This window comes from Agromyces sp. NPDC058064, from assembly GCF_042885275.1.
Lineage (GTDB): Bacteria > Actinomycetota > Actinomycetes > Actinomycetales > Microbacteriaceae > Agromyces.
In genome coordinates this window covers 268,626-294,692 of the sequence record NZ_JBHVSE010000006.1, presented here as the reverse complement: position 1 = coordinate 294,692, position 26,067 = coordinate 268,626, and the positions used below count along the sequence as shown (strand labels likewise).

The 26,067-nt window shown below is 68.8% G+C and carries 25 protein-coding genes; 9 read left to right on the top strand and 16 right to left on the bottom strand.

The window, feature by feature from the left end:
- The 3 genes from ACFVSL_RS18330 to ACFVSL_RS18320 form a co-directional block, all read left to right on the top strand.
- Positions 1–423: integrase core domain-containing protein (locus ACFVSL_RS18330; RefSeq protein WP_386942456.1), on the top strand; the 423-nt coding region annotated here is incomplete at its 5' end.
- Positions 424–527: 104 nt separating this feature from the next.
- Entirely contained in the window at positions 528–2,696 is a 2,169-nt protein-coding gene (locus ACFVSL_RS18325; protein WP_386942454.1) for an ATP-binding protein, read from the top strand.
- Positions 2,696–3,787 carry a hypothetical protein gene (locus ACFVSL_RS18320; protein ID WP_386942452.1) on the top strand — a complete coding sequence of 364 codons (1,092 nt, stop codon included), beginning with the start codon at positions 2,696–2,698 and terminating at the stop codon, positions 3,785–3,787. The genes ACFVSL_RS18325 and ACFVSL_RS18320 overlap by 1 nt, the downstream gene beginning before the upstream one ends.
- A 338-nt stretch (positions 3,788–4,125) precedes the next feature.
- Here the strand turns inward: ACFVSL_RS18320 and ACFVSL_RS18315 are convergent, their stop codons facing one another.
- The 3 genes from ACFVSL_RS18315 to ACFVSL_RS18305 all read right to left on the bottom strand — a co-directional run bounded on the left by ACFVSL_RS18315 (position 4,126) and on the right by ACFVSL_RS18305 (position 7,602).
- On the bottom strand, positions 4,126–5,769 hold the full coding sequence (locus ACFVSL_RS18315) for a DNA/RNA helicase domain-containing protein (RefSeq protein WP_386942450.1): 1,644 nt from the start codon (positions 5,767–5,769) through the stop codon (positions 4,126–4,128).
- Between the two features lie 76 nt (positions 5,770–5,845).
- Positions 5,846–6,166 carry a nucleotide pyrophosphohydrolase gene (locus tag ACFVSL_RS18310; protein WP_386942448.1) on the bottom strand — a complete coding sequence of 107 codons (321 nt, stop codon included), beginning with the start codon at positions 6,164–6,166 and terminating at the stop codon, positions 5,846–5,848.
- A 140-nt stretch (positions 6,167–6,306) separates the two neighbouring features.
- Entirely contained in the window at positions 6,307–7,602 is a 1,296-nt protein-coding gene (locus ACFVSL_RS18305; RefSeq protein ID WP_386942473.1) for an FAD-binding oxidoreductase, read from the bottom strand.
- 36 nt (positions 7,603–7,638) lie between these two features.
- Here ACFVSL_RS18305 and ACFVSL_RS18300 point away from each other — a divergent pair, with 36 nt between their 5' ends.
- A complete protein-coding gene (locus ACFVSL_RS18300) occupies positions 7,639–7,914 on the top strand; it encodes a hypothetical protein (RefSeq protein WP_386942446.1) in 276 nt (91 codons plus the stop codon).
- Positions 7,915–7,940: 26 nt separating this feature from the next.
- On the opposite strand, the gene ACFVSL_RS18295 is transcribed toward ACFVSL_RS18300, so the two are convergent.
- From ACFVSL_RS18295 to ACFVSL_RS18245, 11 genes are all read right to left on the bottom strand, one after another.
- Positions 7,941–8,684, bottom strand: coding sequence for a DUF429 domain-containing protein (locus tag ACFVSL_RS18295; RefSeq protein WP_386942444.1), 744 nt, complete (start codon positions 8,682–8,684; stop codon positions 7,941–7,943).
- A 52-nt stretch (positions 8,685–8,736) separates the two neighbouring features.
- Complete coding sequence (locus tag ACFVSL_RS18290) at positions 8,737–9,657, bottom strand: DMT family transporter (RefSeq protein WP_386942443.1); 921 nt, start codon at positions 9,655–9,657, stop codon at positions 8,737–8,739.
- A 171-nt stretch (positions 9,658–9,828) separates the two neighbouring features.
- Entirely contained in the window at positions 9,829–11,181 is a 1,353-nt protein-coding gene (locus ACFVSL_RS18285) for a hypothetical protein (RefSeq protein ID WP_386942441.1), read from the bottom strand.
- Positions 11,182–11,224: 43 nt separating this feature from the next.
- Positions 11,225–11,596, bottom strand: a complete 372-nt coding sequence (locus tag ACFVSL_RS18280; RefSeq protein WP_386942439.1) for a PH domain-containing protein — start codon at positions 11,594–11,596, stop codon at positions 11,225–11,227.
- Between the two features lie 315 nt (positions 11,597–11,911).
- On the bottom strand, positions 11,912–12,400 hold the full coding sequence (locus tag ACFVSL_RS18275) for a pyridoxamine 5'-phosphate oxidase family protein (protein WP_386942437.1): 489 nt from the start codon (positions 12,398–12,400) through the stop codon (positions 11,912–11,914).
- A gap of 40 nt (positions 12,401–12,440) precedes the next feature.
- On the bottom strand, positions 12,441–13,634 hold the full coding sequence (locus ACFVSL_RS18270; RefSeq protein WP_386942435.1) for a hypothetical protein: 1,194 nt from the start codon (positions 13,632–13,634) through the stop codon (positions 12,441–12,443).
- A 144-nt stretch (positions 13,635–13,778) separates the two neighbouring features.
- The gene (locus ACFVSL_RS18265) at positions 13,779–15,176 is read right to left on the bottom strand and encodes an MFS transporter (RefSeq protein WP_386942433.1); all 1,398 of its coding nucleotides are present in this window, start codon (positions 15,174–15,176) and stop codon (positions 13,779–13,781) included.
- Positions 15,177–15,330: 154 nt separating this feature from the next.
- Positions 15,331–15,765 (bottom strand): SRPBCC family protein, encoded by a 435-nt coding sequence (locus tag ACFVSL_RS18260; protein ID WP_386942431.1) that lies wholly within the window; start codon positions 15,763–15,765, stop codon positions 15,331–15,333.
- Positions 15,766–16,093: 328 nt separating this feature from the next.
- Positions 16,094–16,291, bottom strand: coding sequence for a hypothetical protein (locus tag ACFVSL_RS18255; protein ID WP_386942429.1), 198 nt, complete (start codon positions 16,289–16,291; stop codon positions 16,094–16,096).
- Between the two features lie 79 nt (positions 16,292–16,370).
- Positions 16,371–17,537: an RtcB family protein gene (locus tag ACFVSL_RS18250; RefSeq protein WP_386942427.1), complete on the bottom strand. Its 1,167-nt coding sequence runs from the start codon at positions 17,535–17,537 to the stop codon at positions 16,371–16,373.
- A gap of 403 nt (positions 17,538–17,940) precedes the next feature.
- Complete coding sequence (locus tag ACFVSL_RS18245; RefSeq protein WP_386942425.1) at positions 17,941–18,504, bottom strand: hypothetical protein; 564 nt, start codon at positions 18,502–18,504, stop codon at positions 17,941–17,943.
- A gap of 225 nt (positions 18,505–18,729) precedes the next feature.
- On the opposite strand from ACFVSL_RS18245, the gene ACFVSL_RS18240 reads away from it, so the two are divergent.
- The 3 genes from ACFVSL_RS18240 to ACFVSL_RS18230 all read left to right on the top strand — a co-directional run bounded on the left by ACFVSL_RS18240 (position 18,730) and on the right by ACFVSL_RS18230 (position 22,147).
- Positions 18,730–21,144, top strand: a complete 2,415-nt coding sequence (locus ACFVSL_RS18240; RefSeq protein WP_386942423.1) for a glycoside hydrolase family 5 protein — start codon at positions 18,730–18,732, stop codon at positions 21,142–21,144.
- A 77-nt stretch (positions 21,145–21,221) separates the two neighbouring features.
- Positions 21,222–21,707: a GNAT family N-acetyltransferase gene (locus ACFVSL_RS18235; RefSeq protein WP_386942421.1), complete on the top strand. Its 486-nt coding sequence runs from the start codon at positions 21,222–21,224 to the stop codon at positions 21,705–21,707.
- Between the two features lie 158 nt (positions 21,708–21,865).
- Positions 21,866–22,147: a hypothetical protein gene (locus ACFVSL_RS18230; protein ID WP_386942419.1), complete on the top strand. Its 282-nt coding sequence runs from the start codon at positions 21,866–21,868 to the stop codon at positions 22,145–22,147.
- Positions 22,148–22,181: 34 nt separating this feature from the next.
- Here ACFVSL_RS18230 and ACFVSL_RS18225 read toward each other — a convergent pair whose 3' ends face one another.
- Complete coding sequence (locus tag ACFVSL_RS18225) at positions 22,182–24,101, bottom strand: hypothetical protein (protein WP_386942417.1); 1,920 nt, start codon at positions 24,099–24,101, stop codon at positions 22,182–22,184.
- Positions 24,102–24,225: 124 nt separating this feature from the next.
- Positions 24,226–24,675, bottom strand: coding sequence for a VOC family protein (locus ACFVSL_RS18220; RefSeq protein ID WP_386942415.1), 450 nt, complete (start codon positions 24,673–24,675; stop codon positions 24,226–24,228).
- 153 nt (positions 24,676–24,828) lie between these two features.
- Here ACFVSL_RS18220 and ACFVSL_RS18215 point away from each other — a divergent pair, with 153 nt between their 5' ends.
- Together ACFVSL_RS18215 and ACFVSL_RS18210 are read left to right on the top strand one after the other, a co-directional pair.
- Entirely contained in the window at positions 24,829–25,296 is a 468-nt protein-coding gene (locus tag ACFVSL_RS18215) for a PaaI family thioesterase (RefSeq protein WP_386942413.1), read from the top strand.
- A 99-nt stretch (positions 25,297–25,395) separates the two neighbouring features.
- A complete protein-coding gene (locus ACFVSL_RS18210) occupies positions 25,396–26,052 on the top strand; it encodes a DUF305 domain-containing protein (RefSeq protein WP_386942411.1) in 657 nt (218 codons plus the stop codon).
- The last annotated feature ends 15 nt before the right edge of the window (positions 26,053–26,067 follow it).

The following is a 26,067-nucleotide window of genomic DNA, read 5'->3' as shown; positions in this document are numbered from 1 at the left end:
GATGACCACTCCCGGCTGGCGTACCTCGAGATCCATCCCGACGAACGAGGTGCGACCTGTGCCGGGTTCCTCGAACGAGCGATCGCGTTCTACGCTCAACTCGGCGTGCGAGTCGAGCGCGTGATCACGGACAACGCGTTCGCGTACCGAAACTCGACCGTGTTCCGCGATGTCCTGAACGACCACAGCATCAAGCAGAAGTTCATCCGCCCGCGCTGCCCATGGACCAATGGGAAAGTCGAACGCCTCAACCGAACCCTCGCGACCGAGTGGGCCTACGCCCGACCCTGGGCATCGAATACCGACCGCGCAGCGGCCTTGCCGATCTGGCTCGACTACTACAACCTAGACAGAACCCACCTCGGCATCGGAGGCCACACCCCCATCGACCGAATCAACAACGGTCGAGGTCAGTACATCTAGCTCGGCTGCGACGATTAGGAGCGATCACAAGCGAGTCACCAGATGGCGCTCGGTGGGGCGTTGTCGAGTCCACCACAGACCATGTGATGCTTGGCAATATGACCATGGAGCAACAGTTCGGGCGGCAGGCACTTCGACCTCGCGCCCGCCTCCTGCGGACGCTCGGCGACGATCTAATCAGCAGCAAAAAAGTGGCTCTGATCGAACTAGTCAAGAATGCATACGACGCGGACGCAAGCGTTGTTCTAGTCCGCTTCTCGGGAATCGCGCCACATATCTCCGGCCGGATTGAGATCTGGGACGATGGCCACGGGATGGACGCAGCGGTCCTTCAGAGAGCGTGGCTGGATATCGCCACTGATGTGAAGCGAAAGCGCCCACGAAGTGAAAGCGGAAGGCGCAGAGTCCTGGGAGAAAAGGGAATCGGCCGCCTCGCCGCGGCACGACTCGGCAGCGAGTTACGGCTGGTCTCACGTCGAGCGAGTTCATCGGAAGTCGAGCTTCTGATTGACTGGTCCGCATTCGATCGCCCCGATGCCTATCTCGACGAGGTGGAACTTGCGTGGGAAGAGGGTCCTGCAAAGGTATTCACTCCGAGTGGGGCGGCAGCAGAAGCTTTCTCCGAGGCTGGTGTCACCGCCTTCTCTGAGGCTCGTGGCACTCTCCTTCAGATCGACAAGCTCGCCGGGGAGTGGGCGGAAGCTGACTTCGCGGAGTTGCGCACCTCCTTGGCAAGGTTGATGCGACCCCGCCCCTCCTCAACCGGTGTAATCGACGAATTCAGAATCATCCTTTCACTACCCGCCCCGTTTACATCACTCGATGGAGAAGTGGAGCCACCGGAAGAGCTCGATATGCCCTCGTACAGGCTCTTCGGTTCAGTAGATAACAACGGAATAGCGCAACTGACCTACATCCAACACACACCACCGGCGACGTTGGAACTTCGAGATGAACCCCTCTGGAGTAGTTCAGGCCGCAAACCCGCAGCAGGGCCATTTGAGCTGGATATCTCGGTTTGGGATCGCGACACAGAAGCGATCAGAGCAGCCGGAGGCGGGTCGAACATTCGCGCCTTCAGAAGATTGCTCGATGATGTGGCCGGCGTAAGTGTCTATCGAGATGGGTTCAGGGTCCTGCCGTTCGGCGAGGCCGGCGACGATTGGCTGGGGTTGGATCGACGTCGCGTTCAGAATCCCACTCTGCGACTATCGAACAACCAGATACTTGGTCACATCTTCATCAGTGCGGACAACAATGATGAATTGAAAGATCAGTCCAACCGCGAAGGACTTCTCGAAGGCGCCGCCTACAGCGATCTGAAGTCGATCGTCGGTGAAGCTCTCGCTGAGATCGAGACGAGGCGGTACGCGGCGCGCCGTCCGAGCGAGCATCACACCGATGCACGGCGAGGCCTGTTCGAGTCGTTCGAGCTGAACGGGATCCGCGAAGCGATCGTTGCGAATGATGGATCCGACCCTGCCGATACAGCGCTGCTGTCGCTCGTCGACAACAAGGTCGCCGAAATGCAAGCGAGCGTCGAGAGCGTACAACGAACGCTGTCCCAGTATTCACGATTGGCGACGTTGGGTTCGTTGATCGATAGGGTTCTGCATGACGGCCGCACGGCTGCAACTCGGCTGGCGAGCATTGCGCGCTTCGGTGAGCGAGACCTGGCAAAGCAGAGCCTCACCCGTGATGAGAAGATCGCGGTCGGAAGAAAGGCGATGCGAGACACCCACCTTCAAGCAGATCTTCTGTCTACGCTCTTCAACCAGATTGAGCCGTTCAGTGGACGCAAGCGCGGTCGCCCCTCCAAGGTGGGCCTCCGGCTGATCGTCAACGAAGCAGCCGATATTTTCGCTTCAGAGGCCATCGAGCTGGGCGTTCTCCTCGAAACACTAGGTGATGAGGTCGAGGCGACGGTCGACCGCGCCGAGATCCTCACAGTGCTCGTGAACCTGATCCAGAATGCCCTGCATTGGGTCACGACTAACTCCTCCGGATCACCGGGCCAGATCCTGGTAGGCGTCAATCGAAACACCGATGGCTCCGTAACGCTCACGGTGAGCGACAACGGGCCGGGTGTGCCTTACGAGATTCGCGATCTGATCTTCGATCCGTACTTCTCTCAACGACCCGACGGCGTTGGGCTTGGACTTAGCATCGCAGGCAATATTGTCGAAGAGCTCTACGGTGGTGAGCTAGAACTTGATCCGGAGGGCCCCCTCTCCGGAGCCACATTCCGAGCAACTCTACGAAAGCGCGTCTGATGAATCCAAGCATCCTAAGAGTCCTCGTCGTTGACGACAATGAACAGCTCGCGTTGGATGCACAGCGCGAGATTCACGATGCTTTTGACGGCGAGCCATTGACGGTTGTGGTGAACATCGAGAATGACTTCGACAGGGGTTACGAGCGAGTACGTGCTGGAGAGTGCGATGTCGTTGTGTTGGATGTTCGCAGGGACCGCAACGGGAACGTCCCGGACGACGATCAAGCGGGCGCCCGCGTGTTCTCTGATATTCGGGGCAGCAAGTTCCTTCCAGTCATCTTTTGGACCGCCCTGCCTGACCAAGTTCGCGACAGCGAGATGCCGCCGTTCGTCGTCGTCCTAGGCAAGGACCAGCTCCCTTCCATTCCGTCCGCGATCCGTGCTGCAGTCGAAGGCGAGACTGCCCACCAGATGGGGGCCCTAGAGGCCAGGATCTCGAACGTGATGAGAGAACACATGTGGAGTGAAATCGCGCCGAACTGGGCAGAATACCTTGAAGGCGGCCGCCTTGAGGACATGAGTCGTGTGCTTATCACTCGCGTCGCGCAGTGGCTGGAAGATCAGGACGACACTGGGATCGAGTCGGTACCGAGCCGACGATACGTCTATCCGCCCGTCGCGACGAACCTGCGGCCCGGAGACGTCATGGTGCTCGACCCCACCGCCGACGCGGGCGAATCTTGGTGGTCCGTATTGACACCCGCATGTGACTTCGCTCAGAGCAAGGTGGAATTCGCATTGCTTGTGGGCGGAACTCACCTCACGAATTTCACCACGTACAAGGAATGGGTCGATAGTCAGGACTCCAAAACTAAGTGGGGTGGGCTTCAACAGCTCCTGACGAGTCGCCTACCGAGATACCACTACTTGCCGCGCTTTCGGGCGGTCCCCGATCTTGTGCTGGACTTTGAGAATCTCGTGGCCGTTCCAGTTGCAGATCTTTCGAATTATCGGCGAGTCGCATCACTCGCAAGTCCATACTCGGAGCACCTTCTTATCCGTAATTCTGACTACCGCAGTCGCATCGGAGTGCCAGACCAAGATCTGAAGAAGACGAAGGCAAGGCTGCAGGCGGACGCAAGGCTCTAGCGAGATTGTGAGTTAGCGGATCCACGGCACGGGCAGAATCTGCGTCGTGGCAAGCGCGTCGATCGCCCTTGAGGAGACCGCCCACCGTGCCCACGAGCGGCTCGCGACCCATCACCGCGGGCGCAGTCGAGCGCGCAAGCAAAGAGGCGGCCCCGGGCGCGCAAGCATCACTTCGCCCGGGTTGACACTGAGAGTGCGATTCTTGATCCTCTTGGGTGAGGAGGGCTACGTCGTTCCGGCCGAACCGCCGCCCCGGCCAGCCCGCTGAGCTTGCAATTCTCCAGCCCCAACCAGCCGTGCAGGTGGCGCGCCTCGTCGGCCGGGACGGCCGACGCGCCTTAGTCGGCACCGGCAGAAGGGGTTATGACCGTGCGCGCATACTCACGAAACAACGGGTCGGAAACGTAGACAAACGTCCCGCGCATCCCCCGCGTCAGCAGTACGGCGTAGATGTTCAAGATGTACTGCAGCACGTCGTCGCCGTCATACGTGATGCCAAGTTGGGCGTTGTGCTCTTTGCCCTTCTTGTCGAAGTAGTTGTCGAGATCGGCGACGACCTTGCCGCTCATGGGGTCGAGGCGCAGGTCGGGGCCGATGATCACGCCGGCGTAGTTCAGGTCGTAGCCTTGCAGTGTATGGATCGATCCGACCTCTTCAAGAGCGTTCGGCGAGCTCGCCCAGTCGGTGGCGGTGGTGTTCCAGCGCAGCCCGATGCCGTCGAGCTCGATGTCGACGGTCGAGGCGTCGTGCTTGCTCTTCCATGGCCAGGCATAGCCGGCCGCCAAGCGGGCGAGACCGTGCTCACGGTCGCGCTCACGGATCGCCTCGTGCATCTCAGCGAGGTCGTCGAACATCCGAAGCTCGTACCCGAAGAACTCGCGCGGTTCCTTCGCCTCAGCCCGAAGCATCCGTCGGATGAAATCGATGTAGTCGGCACCGCCGGCGACGCGCATCTGTGATGCGAGCGGATAGAACCGATGCTGCTCCTTCGAATCGCGCACGAGTGGGCCGACCACGTGACTCGGCAGGTCGGCCGGCCGTATGCTCTGTGCTTCGTCGAGCAGCAGTACCTGGTGTCGGCTCTTCGAGCGAATCCAGTCGAGCTGGGTCTTGCCGAGGTCGTCATGACCGAAGAGCCTCGTGTTGATCTCGGGGAACTTCTTGTTGAGCGCGCCCGACGGTTGATTCGCCCGCTGGCTCAGCCGGTGGGCTTCGTCGACGACCAGAAGGTCGAAATCCTGGTCAGACTCGCCGACCTGGAACGGCGTCAGCACCATGCTCTTCTCGAGGCCCGGCGTCTTTGCGAAGACCTTCTGCACCGACTTCCGGAGCGACTGCTGGGGAATCACGATCCCGATCCTGAAGTCCTTCAGCTTCTCGACGTACCCCTCCGTGAAGAAGTCGGAGAAGAGCGAGTCGTTCTCGGTGCGCTCGGTGGGGTCAGCGCGCTCGATGTCACGGAGCAGCTTCATGAAGAAGATGCCGACGATCGTCTTGCCCGTGCCTGGGTCACCCTGCACGACGATAGTGCCCCGCTCACCGGAGTCAATGTCAGCGAAAAGCGCCTCGAGAATGCCCTCCATCGTGATCGCTTGCTCTTGGTTCAGCGCTTTGAAGGGCGACAGTTTGAAGAGGTCGTTGTTCTCGATTTCGGGGATGTCACGAGTGAACATTCCCGCTTCGCGCAGTTCTTCGAAGATCGCGTCGAACGTTGCGCGATAGCGCACACGCTCGAAGTAGTCGGCATCGGTGATGCCCTCGTTGCGATTGATCACAGTGAACTTGCCGTCGCCGGCGAAGAGACGGATCAGATATGACTCGAGATCGAGGCAGACCGACTTGTTGAAGGTCTCGTCGATCACAATTCGGGCGGCGCTAAGCTCCTTCTTGCCCGGAGCGTCGAGATGCTGGCGCAGACGACCTGCTGCGTTCAGCGTTTCGCCCACGTAAATCTCGCGGTTGCTGCTCAGCGTGTAGACCACGGGCCAGTTTGCATGCCGCCCATCGGGCTCGGCCCAGGTCTTAATCGACTGTCTGCTGAACGGGAATTGCTCGACCCTAAAGCTGGTCATACTTGGCGCTCCGCCCGCGCGAACGATCGACCGGGTACTTCGCTCGGGTCTGCTGGAGCTTGTCGAGCACGATCTGGTCAGCGTCGACACCGAGGTTGTCTGCGAGCAGAAGACAATATGTCAGCACATCGGCGAGCTCTTCAACTACGCGTTCAGTAGGCGCCCCCGCTTGCCATTGAAAGCACTCGAGCAACTCAGCTGCCTCGATGCTGATGCTCTTCGCGAGATTTTCCGGAGAGTGAAACTGACCCCACTCGCGTTCTTCGACGAAGTCCCGAAGCTCCTGAACCACCCGATCATCTGCCACGCTCGGAGCGTACACCGACGGCCCGACACTGTGATGAAGGCTCAGAGTGCCGATGTCCGCTCGCACGCGAGCCCGAAGCGCGATGCGGATTGTCACCGCCCGACCCGGACGCGCTCCCGGCCGATCAGCATCTGCAAGGCCTACCGCTCCGAAGGCACGATGTTCTGATTCAGGTGGAACAAGTTCGCGGGGTCGTACGCATCCTTCACCGCTGTCAGGCGCGCGAGATGCTCGGGTGCGTACGCGCGGCGTACGCCCGCTGATCCTTCGTCGCTGAGCGCGTTGACGTAGGCGCCGCTCGCGAAGGGCTCCAGCATCACGGCATACCGACGAGCGCCCGCGATGCATGCCTCGTCATCGGCGCGATCGACCCACTTCGACGCACACACGAACTCGAACGCCGTATCGCGCCGCGAGAACGCCGTCTCCCCCGGCGCGACATCGGCGATCGCCCCGCCATACGCCTGCAAACTTACGTTCGGCAGATCGTCACCATCACGCGCAAGCACCGCGTCGATGACGTCGTCGCTCAGTTCGCTGAAGTAGTGGCCCTTCCAGTAGCGGCGCCACTCGTGCGCCTCGACGTCGTCTTCGCGGGTCTGCAGCTCGAGGTAGGTCATCGGAACGATCACTCGCTCGAAGCCGGCGTCGACTTCGGCGAGACTCGTCGCGAGCGTGGCCGCCGCGGCCTCGCCGTCGACCGGGTCGCCGACCCAGACGAAGCCGAGCAACAGCGTCCCATCGGAGATGGTCGCGTTGTAGGTCGCGCGTCGGTCGGCTCGGGTGCTCTCGTCGCGCCAGCGACGCATCGCCGCGGTGCCGGATGCCACGGGGTAGAGGTACTCGACCGAGAGCACGTTTCCGGGCTCGGGGTGCAACACCAGCTCGAACTCGGTCACGACGCCGAAGTTTCCGCCGCCACCCCTCAGCGCCCAGAACAGCTCGGGGTGATGATCGCGGTCGACCCGCAAGATCTCGCCCTCAGCGGTCACGACCTCGAACGAGACGACGTTGTCGCAGGTCAGTCCGTGCTGTCGGGCGAGCCAGCCCATGCCGCCGCCGAGCGCGAGCCCGCCGACACCGGTGTGCGACACATTGCCCGCGGTCGTTGCGAGGCCATGGGCCTGCGCCGCGCGGTCGAGAGCCCCGAGCAGCGCGCCGCCCTGCACATGAGCTCGGAGAGTCGTGGCATCCACCTCGACCGAACCCATCGGTCGCAGGTCGATCATGAGCCCGCCGTCAGGCACGGCGTGGCCGACGATGCTGTGCCCGCCGCAGCGCACGCCGATCTCGAGGTCGTTCGCACGCGCGAAGCGGATCGCCTCGGCGACGTCCTCGGCGCTCGAGCAGGCAGCGATGTACCGAGGTCTGCGGTCGATCATCGCGTTCCACACGCGCCGCGCGTCGTCGTAACCGTCGTCACCTGGTGCGAGCATCTGCATGAGAACTCCCCCGCCTGTCTCGGCCCGAGGATGCCGCGGACGAGCGTCGGCGTCAAGTGCGAGCTCTGCGACGAAGGGCTGGTCGGGCGGCCGATCGTTGGCTACGGTGGGCCGCAGGAGGTCACCATGTCATTCGATGCGCACGTCGATCCGGGATCTGAGACCGACCTCGCGATTCAGCGGGCGCTCGAGGCCGCGAGCCTCCGCGCCGGAGATTCGCTGGGCAGCACGACCGCCTCGGTCATCGAGTGGGAGCCGTCGGCCGCCGAAGCCGGCGATCTAGGCGACGCCGCCGACGGCGACTGACCAAGGGTGGCTGCAGCGGCACCCGGTCACGAACCCGCGAGCGCTTCGACCGCGCCGCTCGGCAGCACGATCCATCCTTCGCGATCCGCCTGCTCACGTACCGCCGGCGGCACCGGGTGCGTCTCGCCGAGCGCGTGCGCCCGCGCGATCAGCGCCGCGATGACGGCGTCGAACGTGTCATCCGACTCGATCAACCGACGCCTGACCGAATCGAGGTCGAGCCACGGTGCGCGCTCCTCGAGGCTCGCGATGAGGCCGGCCCGCACCTCTGCATCGGTCTTGTAGCCCGGCCGGCTGAGCTGCCAGAGTCGCAGGGCCGCAGCCGGGTAGACCTCGACGATGCGACCCGAGCCACCACGCGAAATCGGGCCGATGCGGTCGGCCAGCGCGTCGAGCAGTGCCGCGCAATGCATGGCGGTCAGCCCCAGCCGATCGGTCGCCACACTCAGCGGCGCGCGCCCGGTGCGCCGCAGCACCTCGCGGTCGGTCTCGCGGTACGCGAGGCGCCGGCGCCAGTCGATTCCGCGGTCGCGAGAGAGATCGACGCGGGCACCCTCCGCATGGCGGCTCACGAACTCGACGAAGTCATCGGGCCACCCGAACGCGCAGTCGATGCCCATGCGGTCGACGTCGGCCGCGACATCCACGATCATTTCATCGGGTGCCCCGAGCTCGACCCGCTCGACCGTCGCCCGAACCGACTCCCACTGGATGACCGCGATCGCGGTCTTCTTGGTGTCTGCGGCGAGGTCGACTCCGGCGGTGCGCACGCTCGAAGTGTAGCGACCGGCCGGGGTCTCTCCGTGGGTGAGCCTCCGGCCGTTACTCGCGTGATGGAGCGGTGGTCTCGAGGCGCTCCTGCGTCGCTCCTCGACCGACCGGAGTGGGGTGCTTCTTCGTCACCAGGTACGAGCCGAGCAGCACGAGCGCGAAGCCGACGATCGTCCACACGGTCACCCGCTCCCCCAGCACGACGACGCCGGCGATGATCGCGACGGCCGGGTTGACGTAGGTGATCGTGGTCGCCTTGACCGGGCCGATCTCGGCGATGAGGCCGACCATGAGCAGGAACGCGAGGGCGCTGCAGACCACGGCGAGCACGATGATCGCGACGACGACCTGCGTCGACGGCCACGCCGTGGGCAGGCCCTCGGCCAACAGCACGAACGGCAGGTACGCGATCGCGGCGCCCGCGAGCGAGACGGCGACGATGCCGATGCCGGGCAGGTCGGGCATCCAGCGGGCGAGGATCGCCGGGCCGAGCGCGTAGCCGACGACGACCACGGCCATCTGGGCGACGGCGAAGAGGTCGGAGCCCGCGACATCCAAGCCGACGAGCGCGGCGACGCCGAGCATGCCGAGCGCGATGCCGATCCAGTTCGAGCCGGATAGTCGCTCGGGGCGGCCCATGAGGAACGCGATAGCGACGCCCGCGAGCGGCACGGCCGCGAGCAGCAGCCCCGCGGTCGAGCTCGGCAGGCTCTGCTCGGCCGAGCTCAGGAAGTACCACGGCAGCACGATCTCGACGAGGGTGTAGGCGAGCATCGGCTTCCAGCGGCGCAGCACCGGCCCGACCTCGTGACGGAAGATCGCGAGCGGCAGCAGCAGGATCGCCGCGAGGCCCGAACGCGCGAGCACGACCATGCCCGGGTCGAGTTCCGACACGGCGACCTTGATGAAGAGATAGGGGATGCCCCACGCGATTCCGAGCGCGATGAAGAGGAGCAGTCCGCGGCGAGTCACTTGAGTATTCTGCCGCTGCGACTTTGTGGCCGTCAGTCGACAGCGGTCAAGATGGCGGGACATTCCGCCAAGAGCTGCTCGGATGCCTCGAGGTAGGGGTCTCGATACGCTGCGGTACTCGACCGACGGAGTGAGGGTCTCGATACGCTTCGCTACTCGACCAGCGGTGGGTCAGTCGAAGATCCCGTCGAGCACGCTGCCGATGACGAGGCCGCCGAGGATTCCGCCCATGACGTCGGAGCTGCCGCCGCGACGGCCGCCGCCGCCCCAGCCCGGGTCGCCCCACTGGCCGGGGCCGCCCGAAGGGCGTGAGGAGTCGATGTCGCGCTTCGCGAGCTGCAGCGCTTCGGCGGCGAGCTGCGCGACGCGGCGGGCCATGGCCATGGCCTGCTCGCGGTGGTCTTCGCCGATGACCGAGACGGTCGCCGCCGAGGTGCCGAGGAAGCGGTCGAGGTCGATGCGCACCCGCTCGGACTCGGCGAGGCGGGTGCGGGCATCGGCGCCGATCCAGCCGCGGTGGCCGGCGATGACGTCTCGGGCGACGGCGAGCTGACGGTCGGCGTCGTCGATCGCGTGGTGCACGTGCTCGAGCGGCGGGATCGGGCGCGCAGCGCGCTCGCGGGCCGCGGCGATCGCGGCATCGAGGCCGGCGTTCGCATCACGGAGGCGGGTGAGCTGGGCGAAGGGGTCGGTGTTGACTCCGGCCGAGGGCAGCGCGGCGAGCGCGCCCTGGAGTGCGGCCATTGCGGCGGTGACCGCGGGCGTCTGCGGTTCGCGCTGGGCGACGATCAGGTCGTCACGGGAGTCTTCGACGATAGCCGCGAGGGTCGACTCGGCGCGCAGCGCCTCGATCTCGAAGGTCTCGACGGCGTCGAGCAGCTTGCCCGCGCGGCGCGCCGACTCGGTCGCGGCCTCGAGGGCGAGGTTGGCCTGCTCGCGCTGTCCGGCCTCGCGTCGGCGTTCGGCGACGGCGGCGCCGTGCTCGGCGAATCCGATGAGCTGCTCGGCCTCGGCGGGGTTGGAGTCGACCTGGGCGAGCGCCTCGCGCGAGTAACGGGCGGCGAGGCGCTCGACGGTCTCGCGCGCGTGCGGCACGAGTGCGCGGAGGCGCGTGGCATCCGCCCTGACGCCGGCGATGATCTCGGGCGCGCGGCGCGCCCGCGCGATCTTGTCGGCGAGCGCGGCCGTGCGCTCGTCGAGCACGTCTTCGGCCCACTCGCACAGCTGCACGATGCGCGCGTTGCGGGTGCGCAGCTCGTCGGCGGTGTCGGGGATCTCGTCGTGGTTCAGCTGGTTCAGCCGGAACGCCTCGCCGAGGTGCTGCTTCACCGCGGCGAGCCCCTCGTTCAGCTCAGCGGTCGCGTCGTGACCGAGCTCGGCCTCGGCGAAGACGAGCTCATCGGAGGTGACGCGCACGCGCTCATCGGCGGCGACCAGCGCACTGCCCGCCCGCTTCGCCAGATCGGCGTCCTGGGCCTGCAGTTCCAGATCTTCGCGCTTGCGCTTGCCCCAGAATCCAGCCATGCGATCGATCCTAGGGGCGCGGGCTGGAAGGGGGCCGCGACTTCTAGTGCTGCAGCACCGCCCACGCGATCAGGCTGTCGATACGGCGGACGTCGGCGCCCTTCGTGAGCTTGACCTTGATGTGGCCAGCACGGGTCCAGAGCTCGACCTCGGCGTCGCGGTCGAGGAGGCCGCCGGCGTTCTCGGTCGACCACATGTTGATCGAGCTGTACGGCAGCGAGTAGATCTCGACCTTCTTGCCGGTCATGCCCTGCGCGTCGCGCACGATGAGGCGCTTCGTCGTGAAGGTCGCCGAGTCGCGGAACGTCTTGAACGAGGCCACCGCCTGCTCGCCCTCGACGAGCAGCGGCGTGATGTCGGCGGGAATCGGGATCTCGTTGCGCAGGGTCCACGCGAGCATCGGTGCGGTTTCCATCAGGGCCTTCCTCGAGACGACGTGCCCGCCCGGCGCGGAGCACACGGGTCGCAGCCTATCGGCGCGACGATCGCCGGCACGCGTCGCGTGGCCCGCAACCTGAACGGCGCCCCCGTTCTGGGGCGTCCGGTCTCACCGAGTCGGATGCCTCGCGCTCGCAGCCGCGGTCGGTATCACTTTGTGCGGGGCGACCACATGACCACATGACCACACCTCGCCCGAACACATGACCACATGACCACACCTCGCCCGACCACATGACCACATGACCACACGCCTCCGAGAGGAACACTTGCTTCCGCGGGCGCGAACTGGTCAGGTGTCCGAACCTCGTGACGAGAGCACCGGCACCCGTCGCTCGCGCTCGTCGAGCACGTAGACCTGCGACGCTTTGGCGCGGAAGAGCCGGAACGGCGCCTCGCCGGTCACGTCAGCCGCCGTCCAGCGGCGCAGGCCGAGCCCGGTCGACTTCGCGTCGTACACGGCGATGGCCGCTTCGAGCTCGGCGGCCGGCACCTCGCCGGCGGTGCCCTCGACGTAGACGGCGATCGCGCTGCCGACCGCGACCGTCGAGTCGAAGACGGCGAGCGCGACCTCGGATCGCTCGGCGATGTTCCGCGAGTGGCGGGTCTCGGGGCGCGAGACCCAGTAGTACTCGCGCAGCTCGTGCTCGGCGAACCAGACGGGCGTCGCCCAGGGCGTGCCCGCGGCATCCGCGGTGGCGATCGTCAGGTACGAAGCGGCGTCGACGACTCGGCGGGCGGCGTCAGCAGGTGCGGCGTTCACGTCGATGGGCATGTTCATGGGTAGCAGCTTCGGGCGACCGCCGAAAGGGTTCCCGCGATCAGTCGGGCACGCCGCCTCGCCGCCCGGCATCCTGCAGTCGCGCCGCCCGGATGTCGCGCCGCGCCAGGTGCAGCGCTTCGCTCGCGAGGGATGCGACGTGCTGCGCCATCGCGATCACGTGCGCCCGGTGGTGTTCGTCGGTCAGCGTGATCGGCGCGCTCGAACTGCCGAGGTAGTGGCCGAGGTCGGTGCGCACGCGCTCAGACCGGGCGAGCTGCGCGAGCGCCTCGGGGCCGACCCAGCCGGGGTGTCCGCCGACGGTGTCGCGCACCAGGTCGAGCTGCTGGTCGGCATCGTAGATGGCGTGGCGCACGTGCTCGGGTGGCGGGACCGGTTGCGTTGCCCGCTCGCGCACCGCCTCGATCGCGGCGTCCAGGGCCTCGTTCGCGGCGCGCAGCCGCGTGAGGCAGGCGATCGGGTCGGTGTTGACGCCGGCCGCCGGGAGACCGTCGAGCGCGGCCCGCAACCCCGCGATCGCGTCGGCGACGCCGCGCGATTGCGGGGCCTCGAGCGCGCCGGCGAGGGCACGGCGCGACTGCTCGACGAGTGCCGCCAGCCTGGACTCCGCGTGCAACGCCTCGACCTCGAAGGTCTCGACCGCGTCGAGCAGCGTCGCCGCCCGGCGCACCGCTTCGGTGGCCGCCTCGAGCGCGAGGTTCGCCTGCTCGCGCTGCCCGGCCGCACGCCGGCGCTCGGCCACGCGCGCGCTGTGTTCGGCGAAGTCGAGCAGCTGTTCAGCCTCGGCGGGTTCGGCGGCGACCTCGACGAGCGCCTCGCTCGAGTAGCGGGCGGCGAGCTGGTCGACGATGTCGCGAGCCTGCGGGATCCGCGCGCGGAGGAGCGAGGCATCCGTCTGAATGCCCGCGATGACCTCGGGCGCCCGCCGCGCGAGCGCGAGCCGGTGGGCGAGCGTGGTGGACTCCTCGTCGAGTGCGGTCACAGCCGACACGCACAGCTCGACGATGCGGGCGTCGCGGGCTCGCATGTCGTCGGGGGTGCCGCGTACCGCGTCGTGATTGGCCCGGTTCAGCCGGAATGCCTCGCCCAAGCTCTCGCGGCCCGCGGCGATCGCCCGGCTCAACCCCTCGGTCGAGTCGGGTCCGAGCTCGGCCTCGGCGAAGGCGAGTTCGTCGATGGCGACGCGAATGCGCTCGTCGCAGGCGAACAGGGCCGATCCAGCCCGCTTCGCCAAGTCTGCGTCGTGGACTTCGAGTTCGTGCGCATCGCGTCTGCGCCTGACCCGGATCCAGGCCATGCTCCATCTTAAGAGCGGGACGCCTGAAGCGCGCCACCCGGGGCCCGCCATCCAGCGGGCCCCGGGTTCGTCTCCAGTCGCTCAGGCGAGCGCTTTCTCAGGCTCTCGCTCCGGCGCGGCACCGACCGCTTCGGAATCAGCCGGCTCCGTGACATCCAGCGGGTGCACGAGCTCGTCGCGGCGCATGCGGGCCGCGACGATCGCGACGACGCCGATCACGAGCGGGGCGATGCCGGCGATGAGGAACACCATCGGCAGCCCGAGCCCCTCGCCCGCTGGGCCGGCGAACGCCATCGACACGGGCATGAACGCGAGCGAGACGAAGAAGTCGAGGCTCGAGACGCGGCCGAGCATCTCGGGCGGAACCCGGCGCTGCAGCAGCGTTCCCCAGATCACGACGCCGCCGTTGAACGCGGCGCCGACGGCGAACGCGGCGAGCGCCATCACCCACACCTGGTCGGTCAGGCCGAACACGACGAGCGGCAGGCAGCCGAGGCCCCACAGCAGGTTCATGACGGTGAGGTAGCGGCGCGGCAGCCGCAGGGATGCCACGACCATCGACCCGACCGCACCGCCGATGCCGAACGCCGCCAGCACGAGGGCGTGGCCCTCGGGGCCGCCGCCCGCGACATCCTTGATGACGAACGGAACCAGCACCTCGAACGGCCCCATGATGATGAGGATCAGCAGCGACGCGAACGCCAGGGTGCCGAGCAGCCACGGCGTGCGCACCATGTACGAGAATCCGTCGCGCACGTCGACGAGCAAGGCCACGGCCGGATGCCTCGTTCCGCTCGCCCGCTCGCCGCGCAGCGGCTGGTCGGGCACTCGCCTGAGGCACACCGCGGCGACCACGCCCGTGAGCGCGGCGATCGCGAGCGCGGCACCGGGTGACGAGATCGCGATGAGCGCGCTCGCGAGCGCGGGACCGCCGGCCTGCATGAGCACCGGACGCGCCATGCCCTCGAAGCCGTTGGCGGCGAGCAGTTCGTCCTCGGGCAGCACGCTCGGCAGCAGCGCCGAGTACGCCGGGTAGTAGAGGCCCGCCATCACGCCGCCGACGAAGGCGACGACGGTGAGGTGCCAGACGTCGAGAGTTCCGGCGAGCGCGAGCAGGGCGACCGCCCCGACGCTCGCGGCGCGCACGACCTCGACGACGATGAGGATGCGGCGCTGCGGGATCCGGTCGGCGAGCGCGCCGCCCAGAAGGGTGGTGAGCAGCATCCCGATCGCGGATGCCCCGGCGACGAGCGACAACTCGGCCGCCCCACCGCCGATCGCGACGATCTGCCAGACGAGTGCCACCATCCAGATGCCCGCGCCGACCATCGACGCGACGAGTGCGGCGGCGAGCCACCGGTAGGCGGGGTTGCGCAGGGGGCGAAGGACCCGAGGTGTTGCCATGATCTTGCTCCTTGCCGTGAGTTCGGATGCTTCGGATGCTTCGTGAAGCGGTGGTGCATCGGTGCTTCTACTCATGCGTCGAACGGGATTGGGTGAGATCGACATCGGGCGTGAGACCGCCACCGGTCCCTGTGGAATGCCTCGGCCGCGGAATACCTCGTGCGCGTCGTCCGCAAGACGCTGAAGCTCGGACCGGTACCGCGCGAGTACTGACGTCGCGGAGCGGCGCCTACTGCTCGAGGATGCCCTTGAGCGTCTTCAGGTTGCTGCGCATGCCGCGCTCGAAGAGTGGCTCGGCGAGGGCCCCGAGCAGACGCGCGGGTCCAGGCAGTCCGGCCGCACTGATCGAGCCCTCGAGCTCGAGACGGGAGCCGCCGGGTGCGGGCCGGACCCGATAGCGATACGAGAACGGGGTGGGGCCGTCGACCGAGGCGAAGGTGATCTCTTCGCCTTCGGTGCAACTGTCGACGACCACGGTGTTGGCCGCGGGGCCCGAAGGGAGCCGACGATGGACCGTGTACGTCGTGCCGGCGCCACCGGTGCCGTGGACGCGTTCCACCCGTTGCACCGCCGAGTACCACTGCGGCGTGGTGGCGAAGTCGGCGATGAACTCGAAGACCCGCGCGGGCTCGGCGTCGACGTCGAGCGTCAGGGTGAAGGTCATGCGCCCCTCCGTCGGGCTTCGTCGTCGGGTCCCATCGTGGGGAGTCGCTCTCGACGAGGCGACCACATTTCCACATGACCACACCGGTCGCGACCACAATTCCACATTTCCACACGCTCACCGACGAGAGTCCCCGACCGCGGCCGCGGCGATGGCCTGGCACCCGCCGCGGCGGGATGACCGCTGGGTGGTTCACTGTGGCGAAGCAGTGGTGAAGCAGAGAAGCGGCGCGGTTCTTGGGACAGACCACCGGGTCGCTGAGTCCACGACCGGCGTCGGCGCCACGATCTCGGCGCTTCAGGCGAGCGGGTCTCGTCGAGTACGCGGATCAATCGCGCCTTCTTGCGGTCCTGCAGAACTCGAGGAGTACCTCGGTGGGCGCGACATCGCCGAACGCCTGCAATGCTTCGAGATTGCTGCGCGGGCCGGGCAGGCCGGAGTGCACGGTCAGGTAGTCGGCGATCTCGGCGGCGGGCAGCCCCCGAAGCACGGCCTGGTGCCGTTCGAGCTGCGTCGGACGCCCCATCAGACCGTCCCCAGAGCCGCGACTCCGGCCACGGCCCGCGCAAGTTCCCCCTGTGCGCGGGCCGCAGCCCGAGGCATCCCTAGTCGCCCTTGACGTTCACGATCTGGCGCAGCGTGTGCCGCACCTTCACGAGCGGGGCGGCGTCGGCCATCACCCGGTCGATCGGCTTGTAGGCCTGCGGGATCTCGTCGATGAACGCGTCGGTGTCGCGGAACTCGATGCCGACCATCGCCTCACGCAGCTGCTCGTGCGTGAAGGTCTTGCGGGCCTTCGACCGCGAGTACTCCCGGCCGGCGCCGTGCGGCGACGAGTTCAGCGACATCGTGTCGCCGAGCCCCTCGACCACGTACGACGCGGTGCCCATCGACCCCGGGATGAGCCCGGGCCGACCGGCGTCGGCCTGGATCGCGCCCTTGCGCGACACCCACACCCGCTTGCCGAAGTGCTCCTCGCTCTCGGTGAAGTTGTGGTGGCAGTTGATGCGCTGCCGCTCCTCCACCGGGCGGCCCACCCACTCGGAGACCTGCCGGAAGACCCGGTCCATCATCTCCTCGCGGTTGAGCAGGGCGAAGTGCTGCGCCCACCTGAGCTCGGCGATGTACCGCGTGAACTCGGGCGAACCCTCGACGAGGTAGGCCAGGTCGGGGTTCGGCAGCTCGATCCACCACTGCTTCGCGAGCCGCTGGGCGACCTTGATGTGGTGCTGCGCGATCTTGTTGCCCACGCCCCGGCTGCCCGAGTGCAGGAAGAGCCACACCCGGTCGGCCTCGTCGAGCGACACCTCGATGAAGTGGTTGCCGCTGCCGAGCGTGCCGAGCTGCTCGCGCCAGTTGCCGGCGTACCGTGCCGGGTCGAAGCCCTTCGCCTCGGCGAGTGCCTCGAGCTCGGCGACGCGCGGCTCGGCGGTCGCGACGACCTTGCGGTTGTACTTGCCGGCCGAGAGCGGGATGGCGCGCTCGATCTGCTCCCGCACCTCCCGCCGGTCGGCGGGCAGCTCGGATGCCTCGAACTGCGTCTGCACCGCGATCATGCCGCAGCCGATGTCGACGCCGACGGCCGCGGGGATGATCGCACCGAGCGTCGGGATGACCGAGCCCACCGTGGCCCCGAGGCCGAGGTGCGCGTCGGGCATGAGCGCGAGGTGCGGGTAGATGAACGGCATCGTCGACGAGACGCGGGCCTGCTCGATCGTCTGCTCGTCGAGCAGGCTCGCCCACGAAACGAGCCGATCGGAGATCCTCTCCATGTTCCTTTCCTGTCTGGTTGCGGTCGCGCCCCGCGGGTGCGGAGTGCGACGGGCGAGTTCCTCGGGCCCGAGGGTCTCGTCGCGCGCAGACGGAAACACCCCGGGCCTCGAGCGGCACGGGGTGACGGATTCGCGAATGGTCGCGGCGTCAGGGTGCCTGGTCGAGAAGCTGGTCGAGTTCACGGGTGAACCCGCGCTGGGCGGGCTCGTTCATGGGCTCGACGAAGGTCGGCTTGTTCGTGCGCTGCAGATACACGCTCATGGCCGCCTCCATTCCAGATTCCGGGGATGCTGCGCGGTCGGCGCAGCCTTGGAACACTAGCGGGGTTTCGTGGCGGGGGTCAAGGGCGGCAGTGGCGGGCTCTCACCGCCCGGCACCCGCGCCCATGCGTCGATCGTCGAGTCATCGCATGTTGTATTCGGGGCGGAACTCGGTGAGCATTCTGCGCTTAAGGTCGCTCGCCTCATCGGCATTGGAGCACTCGACCCACGCGATATGGAATTCAGACAGCCGCTCGTTGACCGACGCCACGGCCCAATCAGGCAGTGACGCCGGACGCTGTCGAGCAGTCCATCGGCTCACCCCGAGCACGTCGACGGCGACGCTCGCACGAAGTGTGCTTCGGCTGAGATCGGCGTCGGTCGCGAGATGCGCGCGAATTCTGCCGCGAAGCCCCGCTTGACCAGTTCCCTTGCCCAGGAACACCGGCTCATCCATATCGAAAACGGCGCAGACACCTGGGCGCGAAGGAACTTCAGCATCAGCCAGCGCCCCCATGGATCGACGAGGAGCGCGCAGCAGCGGGGCCCAGGCAGGTCCCGGCGCGTTCGCTTCCACACGTGTCTGCACACCGTTCGCGCGGTCAAGGGCTTCGAGGATCATGGCCAGCTCCTCCATGTCCTCTGCGCCGTACATCTGCATGTCGCTGAGCGACAGACCGTCGTAGCGATTTCCCGGGTCGAGCATCTCCCGACACTATTGGCGCCACCGGCAGGAGTCTCGCCCCATTTCGGGGCGAACTTCGGGCGGTTCGCAGTCGTCGAGACCGCAACCCATCGAGACGAACCCGACGACCGACCACCGCTTCGCCGAAGATCACAACTGGGTCACTTGTCCCACTTTTCCCTTGACCGGGCGGGAGGCGGTACGGATGCTGGTCTGACCCGACCCTCGAAGTCACGATGGAGTGCAATGCGCCAGGTTCGCCGTCCGATCGTCGCCGTCTCCGCGACCGCCGTCCTCCTGGTGATCCAGGCGCTCATCGATCCGACGGGCCTGCTCGCCCTCGTCGGCTGGCCCGGCGGCATGCCGCAGGCCGAGCTCTGGTGGCCGATCGCCCGCTACGTGGTCTTCGTGCCGGTCATGCTCGCCGTGGTGTGGTGGAGCGCCGTCCGCGCGGGCGACCGCTTCTGGACGCTGACGGCCGGGGTCGTGCTCGCCGCCCTGCTCGCGCAGGCGGCCGCGTGCCTCGCGATGACGGGCGACCTCGCGTTGTCGGCCTGGGCGGCCGGGTACATCACCGCGAAGGCGGTGCCGTCGGCCCTGATCGTGGCGGGCGTCGTGCGGGTGGTCGAGCGGATCGTCGCGCGGCGGCGCGGCCTCGATTCGGCCTTCCGCGCCGCCCCGGCCGACGGCCGTTCGATCTGGCCGGCCGCCGTCGCGTTCGGCGCGGCCGCGCCGCTGCTCGCGGGCTCGTGGTGGACGGGCGCCACCTCCGCCCCCGGCATCCCGACGCCGCACCCCGGCAGCGGACTGCCCGGGATCGTGGGCATGGTCGTGGCGATCGCCCTCCTCATCGGCGCCGCGTGGCTCGGCCTCCGCTGGATGCGCCCGCGCGTCCCCGGCCTCCTCGGCGCCTGGCTCGGCGCGCTCGTCGCGGGCGGGCTGTTCGGCCTCGCGCAGGGCGTGATCGGCCTCGTCGTCGACGACGGGTTCCGCGGCGACCTGTGGCCGCTGATGGCGACGTACGTGCACGTCGCCGACGGCCTCGCCTTCGGCGCGTGCACCGGCTGGCTCCCCGGCGCGGTCGCACTCGTCGCCGACCGGGTGCTCGCGAAGCGCACCGCATCGGATGCCACGCCCGCGACCGTCGCGGTCGCCGCGGGCGCCGCCGTGGCCGTCGTCGCGGTGGCCGCGCTCACCGCCTCGCTCATCGCCCCGGCCTCGGCCGCCGCCGTCGCCGCCGGGCGCGGCGAGTCATCCGTGCCCGCCGGGTTCCTGCGCGTCGAGGACGGGGTCATCGCCGACGGCGAGGGCCACCAGGTGCTGCTGCGCGGGGTGAACGTCAACCAGCTCGTCGACTTCTACCAGGCCCGCCCCGAGGTGCCGGTGACGCGCGAGCTCACCGAGCAGGACTTCGCCGACATGGCGACGTACGGCTTCAACGTCGTGCGCCTCGGGCTCTCGTGGTCGGCGCTCGAACCGACGCAGGGGTCGCTCGATCCCGAGTACCTCGCGACCGTGAAGCAGGCCGTCGCGTGGGGCGAGGAGCACGGCATCCGCACCGTGCTCGACATGCACCAGGACGGCTGGTCGAACCTGCCGACCGCCGAGGGCACCGTCTGCCGGCCCGGCACCGACCCGATGTGGGGCTACGACGGCGCGCCCGAGTGGGCCACGCACTGGGACGGCACTCCGCGCTGCTCGTTCACGGGCCGCGACATCTCCCCCGCCGGCGACCGCGCGTTCGAGCACTTCTGGTTCGACACCGACGGAATCCGGCAGGCGCTCGTGCGCACCTGGGGCGAGCTCGCGGGCGAGTTCGCCGACGAGCAGGCCGTCGCCGGGTTCGACCTGCTCAACGAGCCCGGTTTCGGCGAGACCGCGCCCGTGACGACCTCGCTGAAGCTCGGCGAGTTCTCGGCCGACGCGATCGAGGCGATCCGCGAGGCCGGCGCACCGCAGATCGTATTCGTCGAGCCGAGCATCCTGTGGTCGGGCCTCGGGTTCGACAGCGGCCCGCGCCCCGGCTTCACCGACGACGCCAACGTCGTCTTCTCCCCGCACCTCTACGCCGAGTCGATCACGATGGATGCCTCGCTCGGCCTGCCGACGATCGTCAGCACCGAGCGCCAGTTCGAGCTCGGCCAGCGCGTGGCCGACGAGCTCGGCATGCCGATGTGGTCGGGCGAGTACGGCTACTGGGGCGACGACGCGTCGACCGCGGCCCACCTCTCGCGCTACGCCGCCGAAGAGGACGCACGCATGCTCGGCAGCGCGTACTGGGTCTGGAAGCAGGCGTGCGGCGACCCGCAGAACGGCATCCAGGAGCTCGGCAACGGCCTGCTCTCGGAGGACTGCGCGACCGGCGACGACGCGCCCCGCAAGGACCACCTGCTCGACATCCTGTCGCGGGCGTACCCGCAGGAGGCGCCGGGCGTGCTCACGAGCCTCGAGGCCGGGGTCGCGGGCGGCGACCGCGCCGAGCTCGCCTTCACCGGCGTCGTCGACGAGCCGACCTGCGGACTCCGCGTGTGGATCCCGGGCGAGGCCGAGCCGCGCTTGTCGGAGCAGGGCGGCCTCAGCCGCGTCGAGCTCGAGCAGGTCGAGGGCGGCTGGATCGTCAGCGGCTGCGCCGACGGCGAGTACGCGCTCACGACCGAGTAGCGAGGGATGCCTCGGGGCTGCGGCGGCTACGCAGCCCCGAGGCCCTCCCGGCCGAGGCGCCGAAGCAGGGTGGTGCGGTGCCCGAGATCCTCCGCGTCGACCCGGCGAGCGCCGACGCCGTCGCGATCCTCCGTCGCTACTACGACGACATCATCACGCGGTACTACGGCCGGCCGGCGACCGAGGCCGAAGTCGACGAGCAGCTCGCAGGAGATCCCGACGACGACCTGCGCGACGACCTCGGCGTGTTCTTCCTCGCGTCCGAAGCCGGGCGGGCGCTCGGCTGTGCGGGGGCGCGCTACGTCGACGCCGACACGGCCGAACTGACGCGGGTGTTCGTCGCCCCCGAGGCCCGAGGTTCAGGGCTCGCCGCGGCCCTGGTCGCCGCCGTCGAGGCCGAGTCGATGCGACACGGGCGAACCCGCGCCCGACTCGACACCCGCGACGACCTCGTCGAAGCCCGCGCGCTCTACGCGAAGCTCGGCTACACCGAGGTCGCGCCGTTCAACGACAGCCCGTACGCCGAGCACTGGTTCGCGAAGGAGCTCGCCCAGGAGCCGTGAACGCGACCGCCGGGGTGGTCGATCCCGGCGATCGGTGGTGAAGCAGAGAAGTGGTGCGTTCTCTCGAGCACGAACCTCTCCGCACGGCGATGTCAACCGCCTCCCCGCGGGCCGGCCGTCGTGCGAACGTGGCGACGACACCCCACGGAGGAGCGGACATGACTGACACCTCAGGCGGCCTCGGCGAGCCGCACGAAGACGAGGACGCCGACCGCACGGACCTCCCGGCGACGAAGGCCGACGATGAGGAGGCCGAGGCCCGTCGCGGCGATGCCGTCGACGCGAGCGCCGGCACCGTCAAGCCCGACGGACTCGGCTCAGGCGGCACGATCCCCAACGTCCCCGGCGGCGTCGGGGTCGGCGCGGGCGCGCCGACGACGTTCGAACCCGAGGAGGACGTCGAGGCGGCACGACGACGCGACGATCGGTCGGCCATCTGAGCCCCGCTCGGCCTGAGCCGGCAGCGGCCGGCGGCTACCCGAGCGCCTCGCGGGCGTGGCGGTACTTGGCGGCCAGGCGCTGCTGGGCGTCGTAATCGAGCTTGCGCAGGCGCCACGGCGCCGAGTTGTCGGCGACGTCGGCGAGCTTCACGCGACGGGCGAGCGGGTTGGTGCGGATCCGCGCGAAGTACGCGTCGTCGCTCATCTCGGGTGTGCGGGTGAGCAGCAGCACGACCTCGACGATGTCGGGGCGCACGCCCGCCTCGAGCAGCTCCTGCTCGGAGACGGCGCTGCGCTCGATCACGTCGTGCAGCCACGCGGCCGCCGTCTCGACGGGCTCGGTCGCCGCGTCGAAGTGCTCGGCCACCCGGCCGGGGTGGTCGATGTAGTCGGCGCCGACCTGGTCGACCTGCCCGCGGTGCGCCACGAAGGCGATGCCCTTCGCGAGCGCGACCTGCGCCGCCGCATCGGCGTCGACCGCGGGGGCCGGTGCGGAGTGCAGGGCGGCGGGCGCCGCGATCGGGGTCACGGATGCCGCGGGCGCGAGCGCGTCCGTCGGGTTCGTCATCATCGCCACAGGGTTCGTCTCCTCGTTCGAGTCGTGGTCGGAGGCAGCGGCCGCGTCAGGGGCGGCGACCGTCTCGGGGGTGGCCTCCGCGGCAGGCGGGAAGGCCGGCGCGGGAGTCTGGATGGGTTCGGGGGGCGGCCCGGGCACGAGCGTCAGCCGCGGCGTCGGGGGCACCGGGGACACGACGGGCGGCACGGGCACGAGCGAGAGCTTCGGCGGCGTGAGCGGTGCGGATGGCGCGGGCTCGGGAAGGGTGTGCGTCGGAGCGTCGACCGCCGGCGCCTCGTCGGACTGCGCCCCGAGTGCCGGCGCGGTGGCGGGCGTGGAGACCGTCGGCTCGGGCTCGGGCTCGGCGGCGTGGGCCGGCGTCGTCGCCCGGCCGGGCTCATCGGCCGGCGCGACCGCGGGCGCGGGCTCGGCCGGAGCCGGCGGCTCGATGGGGGCCGCCTCGGGCTGTTCGATCGTCTCCGCCCACTGCATGAGCACCGGCTCGACCATCAGGGATTCGGGATGGGACGCGGGGGCCGGCTCGGCTGCCGGCTCGGGCTCGAGCGGTTCGAGGTTCAGTTCGGGCGGCTCGAACCCGGCGCGACGCAGCAGCTCGACCCAGGCCTCGGCATCGGTCTCGGGTGCCGCGGCCGGCTCCGGCGACGCCGCGAGCGACGCGGACGACGCCGGCTCGACGGGCTGCGGCACCTCGGCGGCTGGGGCCGGCTCGGCGACGGGCGGCACCTCGGCCGCAGCGGAGGGCTCGCTCGGCTCGGCGACCACGTCGGCGGTGGCCGCGGCGGGCGTCGTCGGGCCCGTGGCATCCGCAGCCGCGACGTCGGAGGCGAACGCCTCGCCGGCGCTCTCGGCGGCCAGCTCGGCGAGCGGATCGCGACCGCGCAGCGGGCGCACGAAGTTCAGCTCGGCCTCGAGCTGGGCCATCTCGCGCGCGTCGAGCTCGAGCATCGAGCGGGCGTCGCCGAGGCTTCGGCGCACGAAGTAGTACTCGTCGACCTCGGCGAGGCGGTCGCCGTCGCTGGTCGTGAAGTATCGACGGCGGCCGCCGTCGCTGACCGCGAGGATGACCTCGACGAAGTCGCCGCTCGGCACCTCGCAGCACAGGTAGTAGCGCTCGATCTCGGCCGGGACTGCGGCGGGCGGCACGGGCGCCGCAGCGGGTGCGGGTGCCGCGGGCACCGAGGCGCCGCCGCCCTGCGGGGGCACCGCGGCGCCGCCGCCCTGCTCTGGAGCGGCTGGAGCCCACACGCTCGCCCGGTCGGGCATGCGGCGCGGCCGCAGCGTTCCCCCGAGCTCGGCGCTGCGTCGCGCAGCGCGCGACTCGGGCTCGGCGGCCCCAGGCAACCCGGGCGTGGACTGATCGTCTGCGGGGATCGTCAATCTGGCTCCTGGGGGTGGGCGCCGGGGCGGGCGGGGATTCGGCGAGCGCTCGGGTGCGGCACGCCTCTCCGATGCTAAGCGGTTCGCCGCCGGGAAACGAGGAACCCGACGGCGGATGTGCGAATCAGCTCGGTGCGGTCACCCCGTCGTCGGGCTCCTGGAAGACCGTGAGCTGCAGCCCGGCCGGTCCGGCGAGCCGCGAGTTGATCGAGCGCCACGGCGTCTCGCGCGGGGTCGCGAGCAGCTCGGCTCCAGCGTCGACGAGCTCGTCGGTGACCGTCGCCGTGTCGTCGACCTCGAAGGCGACTCGGAGGTGCGGGCTGCGCACCCCGTCGGTCTCGACGCGGTCGATGAGCCGCACCTGCGCCGGGTTCGAGAGCTCGAGCGTCGCCCGGCCGGCGTCGAGGATCATCACCCGGGCGCCGTCGTCGCCGTCGTAGGCCTCCTCCTCGGTGAGGCCGAGCACGTCGCGGTAGAACGCGACGGCCGCCTCCCAGTCCTCGGCCTCCACCACGAGGCGGAGCTGGCGTACCCGGCGGGGCGCCGGGGCGCCGCTGTTCGATTCGTGGCTCATAGGGTCACGATACGGGGCGACGGGTCTCGAGACGCTCGCTTCGCTCGCTCCTCGACCACCGAGGGGCGTCCGCTCCTCGACCACCGGCGGCTGAGGAATCCGACAAGGGATTCGCACGGGGCATCCGGTTCTCGCACAATCGGAGGCATGCGCATGACTCCGCGACGACTCGCCATCGGCATGAGCCTCTGGGCTCCGAACCTGTGGTCGGGCATCCGCGTCAGACGGTTCGCCGACGACTGGACCAGCGCCACCGTCGAGCTGCACGTGAACGCGATCACCCGCAACTACGTCGGCACCGCCTTCGGCGGCTCGATGTCGGCGATGACCGACCCCTACTACTTCATGCTGATCATGCACCAACTGGGGCGCGACTACGTCGTGTGGGACACCCGCGGGGAGATCGAGCTCGTGAAGCCCGGCCGCGGCGTGCTCACCGCGCATTTCGAGGTGCCGAAGGCGAAGGCCGACGAGCTCCGCGAGCGCGCCCGCGGCGGCGCGAAGGTGCTCGAGTGGTTCGAGACCGAGATCACTGACCGCGACGGCGAGGTCGTCGCCCGCGTGCGCCGCGAGGTGTACGTGCGCGAGAAGCGGCGCGTGACCGAGGCGGCCGCCGAGTAGCCGACCGTCGTCCGAACCTCGGCCTCGACATCGGCCGGGCACCTGATTAGATGGATGCCACGTGCCCCTCAACGAAGACGAGGTCGATGGATGACGGCGATGCGGCGAACCCTCGGAGTCGGAACGGCGATCGCGCTCGCGCTCGGACTGGCCGCGTGCACGGCGACGCCCGACTCCCCCGCGCCGACGAGTCCCGTCGTGCAGCTCGGTGCGCCGGGTGAGCCGAACCGCACCCTCTCGCCCGACGAGGCCGGCGACGCGATCGACGCGCCCGAGCATACCGACCTCGACACCGCCTTCATGCGCGACATGATCCACCACCACGACCAGGCGATCGAGATGACCGCCCTCGTCGAGCAGCGCACCGACGACCGCGACATCCGGCTGCTCGCCGAACGCATGTCGGCGAGCCAGCAGGACGAACGCACGCTCATGGTGAGCTGGCTGCAGGAGCGCGGGGAGCCGGTCAACGACCAGGGGCACGATGCGCACGCGAACGACGGAGGCGCGATGCCGGGCATGCTCAGCGACGAGCAGATGGCCGAACTCGAGGCGGCCGACGGTGAGACGTTCGAGCGGTTGTTCCTCGTCTCCATGATCCAGCACCACGAGGGCGCGGTGCAGATGGTCGACGAGCTCTACGCCGCGGGCGGCGGGCAGGAATCGGCGACCGACCAGTTCGCCCGCCACGTCGAGTCCGACCAGGGCATCGAGATCGCCCGCATGCAGCAGATGCTCGCCGAGCGGGCGGGCTGACCCGAATCTGACGCG

Bases quoted from the DNA above. Each gene is read 5' to 3' on its own strand.
- ACFVSL_RS18230 (WP_386942419.1), top strand. From the start codon at position 21,866: ATGACTGACACCTCAGGCGGCCTCGGCGAGCCGCACGAAGACGAGGAC.
- ACFVSL_RS18280 (WP_386942439.1), bottom strand. From the start codon at position 11,596: ATGGAAACCGCACCGATGCTCGCGTGGACCCTGCGCAACGAGATCCCG.
- ACFVSL_RS18210 (WP_386942411.1), top strand. From the start codon at position 25,396: ATGCGGCGAACCCTCGGAGTCGGAACGGCGATCGCGCTCGCGCTCGGA.
- ACFVSL_RS18305 (WP_386942473.1), bottom strand. From the start codon at position 7,602: ATGCTCGCACCAGGTGACGACGGTTACGACGACGCGCGGCGCGTGTGG.
- ACFVSL_RS18255 (WP_386942429.1), bottom strand. From the start codon at position 16,291: ATGGGGCGTCCGACGCAGCTCGAACGGCACCAGGCCGTGCTTCGGGGG.
- ACFVSL_RS18275 (WP_386942437.1), bottom strand. From the start codon at position 12,400: ATGAACATGCCCATCGACGTGAACGCCGCACCTGCTGACGCCGCCCGC.
- ACFVSL_RS18220 (WP_386942415.1), bottom strand. From the start codon at position 24,675: ATGAGCCACGAATCGAACAGCGGCGCCCCGGCGCCCCGCCGGGTACGC.
- ACFVSL_RS18260 (WP_386942431.1), bottom strand. From the start codon at position 15,765: ATGACCTTCACCCTGACGCTCGACGTCGACGCCGAGCCCGCGCGGGTC.
- ACFVSL_RS18250 (WP_386942427.1), bottom strand. From the start codon at position 17,537: ATGGAGAGGATCTCCGATCGGCTCGTTTCGTGGGCGAGCCTGCTCGAC.
- ACFVSL_RS18320 (WP_386942452.1), top strand. From the start codon at position 2,696: ATGAATCCAAGCATCCTAAGAGTCCTCGTCGTTGACGACAATGAACAG.
- ACFVSL_RS18285 (WP_386942441.1), bottom strand. From the start codon at position 11,181: ATGGCTGGATTCTGGGGCAAGCGCAAGCGCGAAGATCTGGAACTGCAG.
- ACFVSL_RS18325 (WP_386942454.1), top strand. From the start codon at position 528: ATGGAGCAACAGTTCGGGCGGCAGGCACTTCGACCTCGCGCCCGCCTC.
- ACFVSL_RS18265 (WP_386942433.1), bottom strand. From the start codon at position 15,176: ATGAGTAGAAGCACCGATGCACCACCGCTTCACGAAGCATCCGAAGCA.
- ACFVSL_RS18215 (WP_386942413.1), top strand. From the start codon at position 24,829: ATGACTCCGCGACGACTCGCCATCGGCATGAGCCTCTGGGCTCCGAAC.
- ACFVSL_RS18240 (WP_386942423.1), top strand. From the start codon at position 18,730: ATGCGCCAGGTTCGCCGTCCGATCGTCGCCGTCTCCGCGACCGCCGTC.
- ACFVSL_RS18245 (WP_386942425.1), bottom strand. From the start codon at position 18,504: ATGCTCGACCCGGGAAATCGCTACGACGGTCTGTCGCTCAGCGACATG.
- ACFVSL_RS18300 (WP_386942446.1), top strand. From the start codon at position 7,639: ATGCCGCGGACGAGCGTCGGCGTCAAGTGCGAGCTCTGCGACGAAGGG.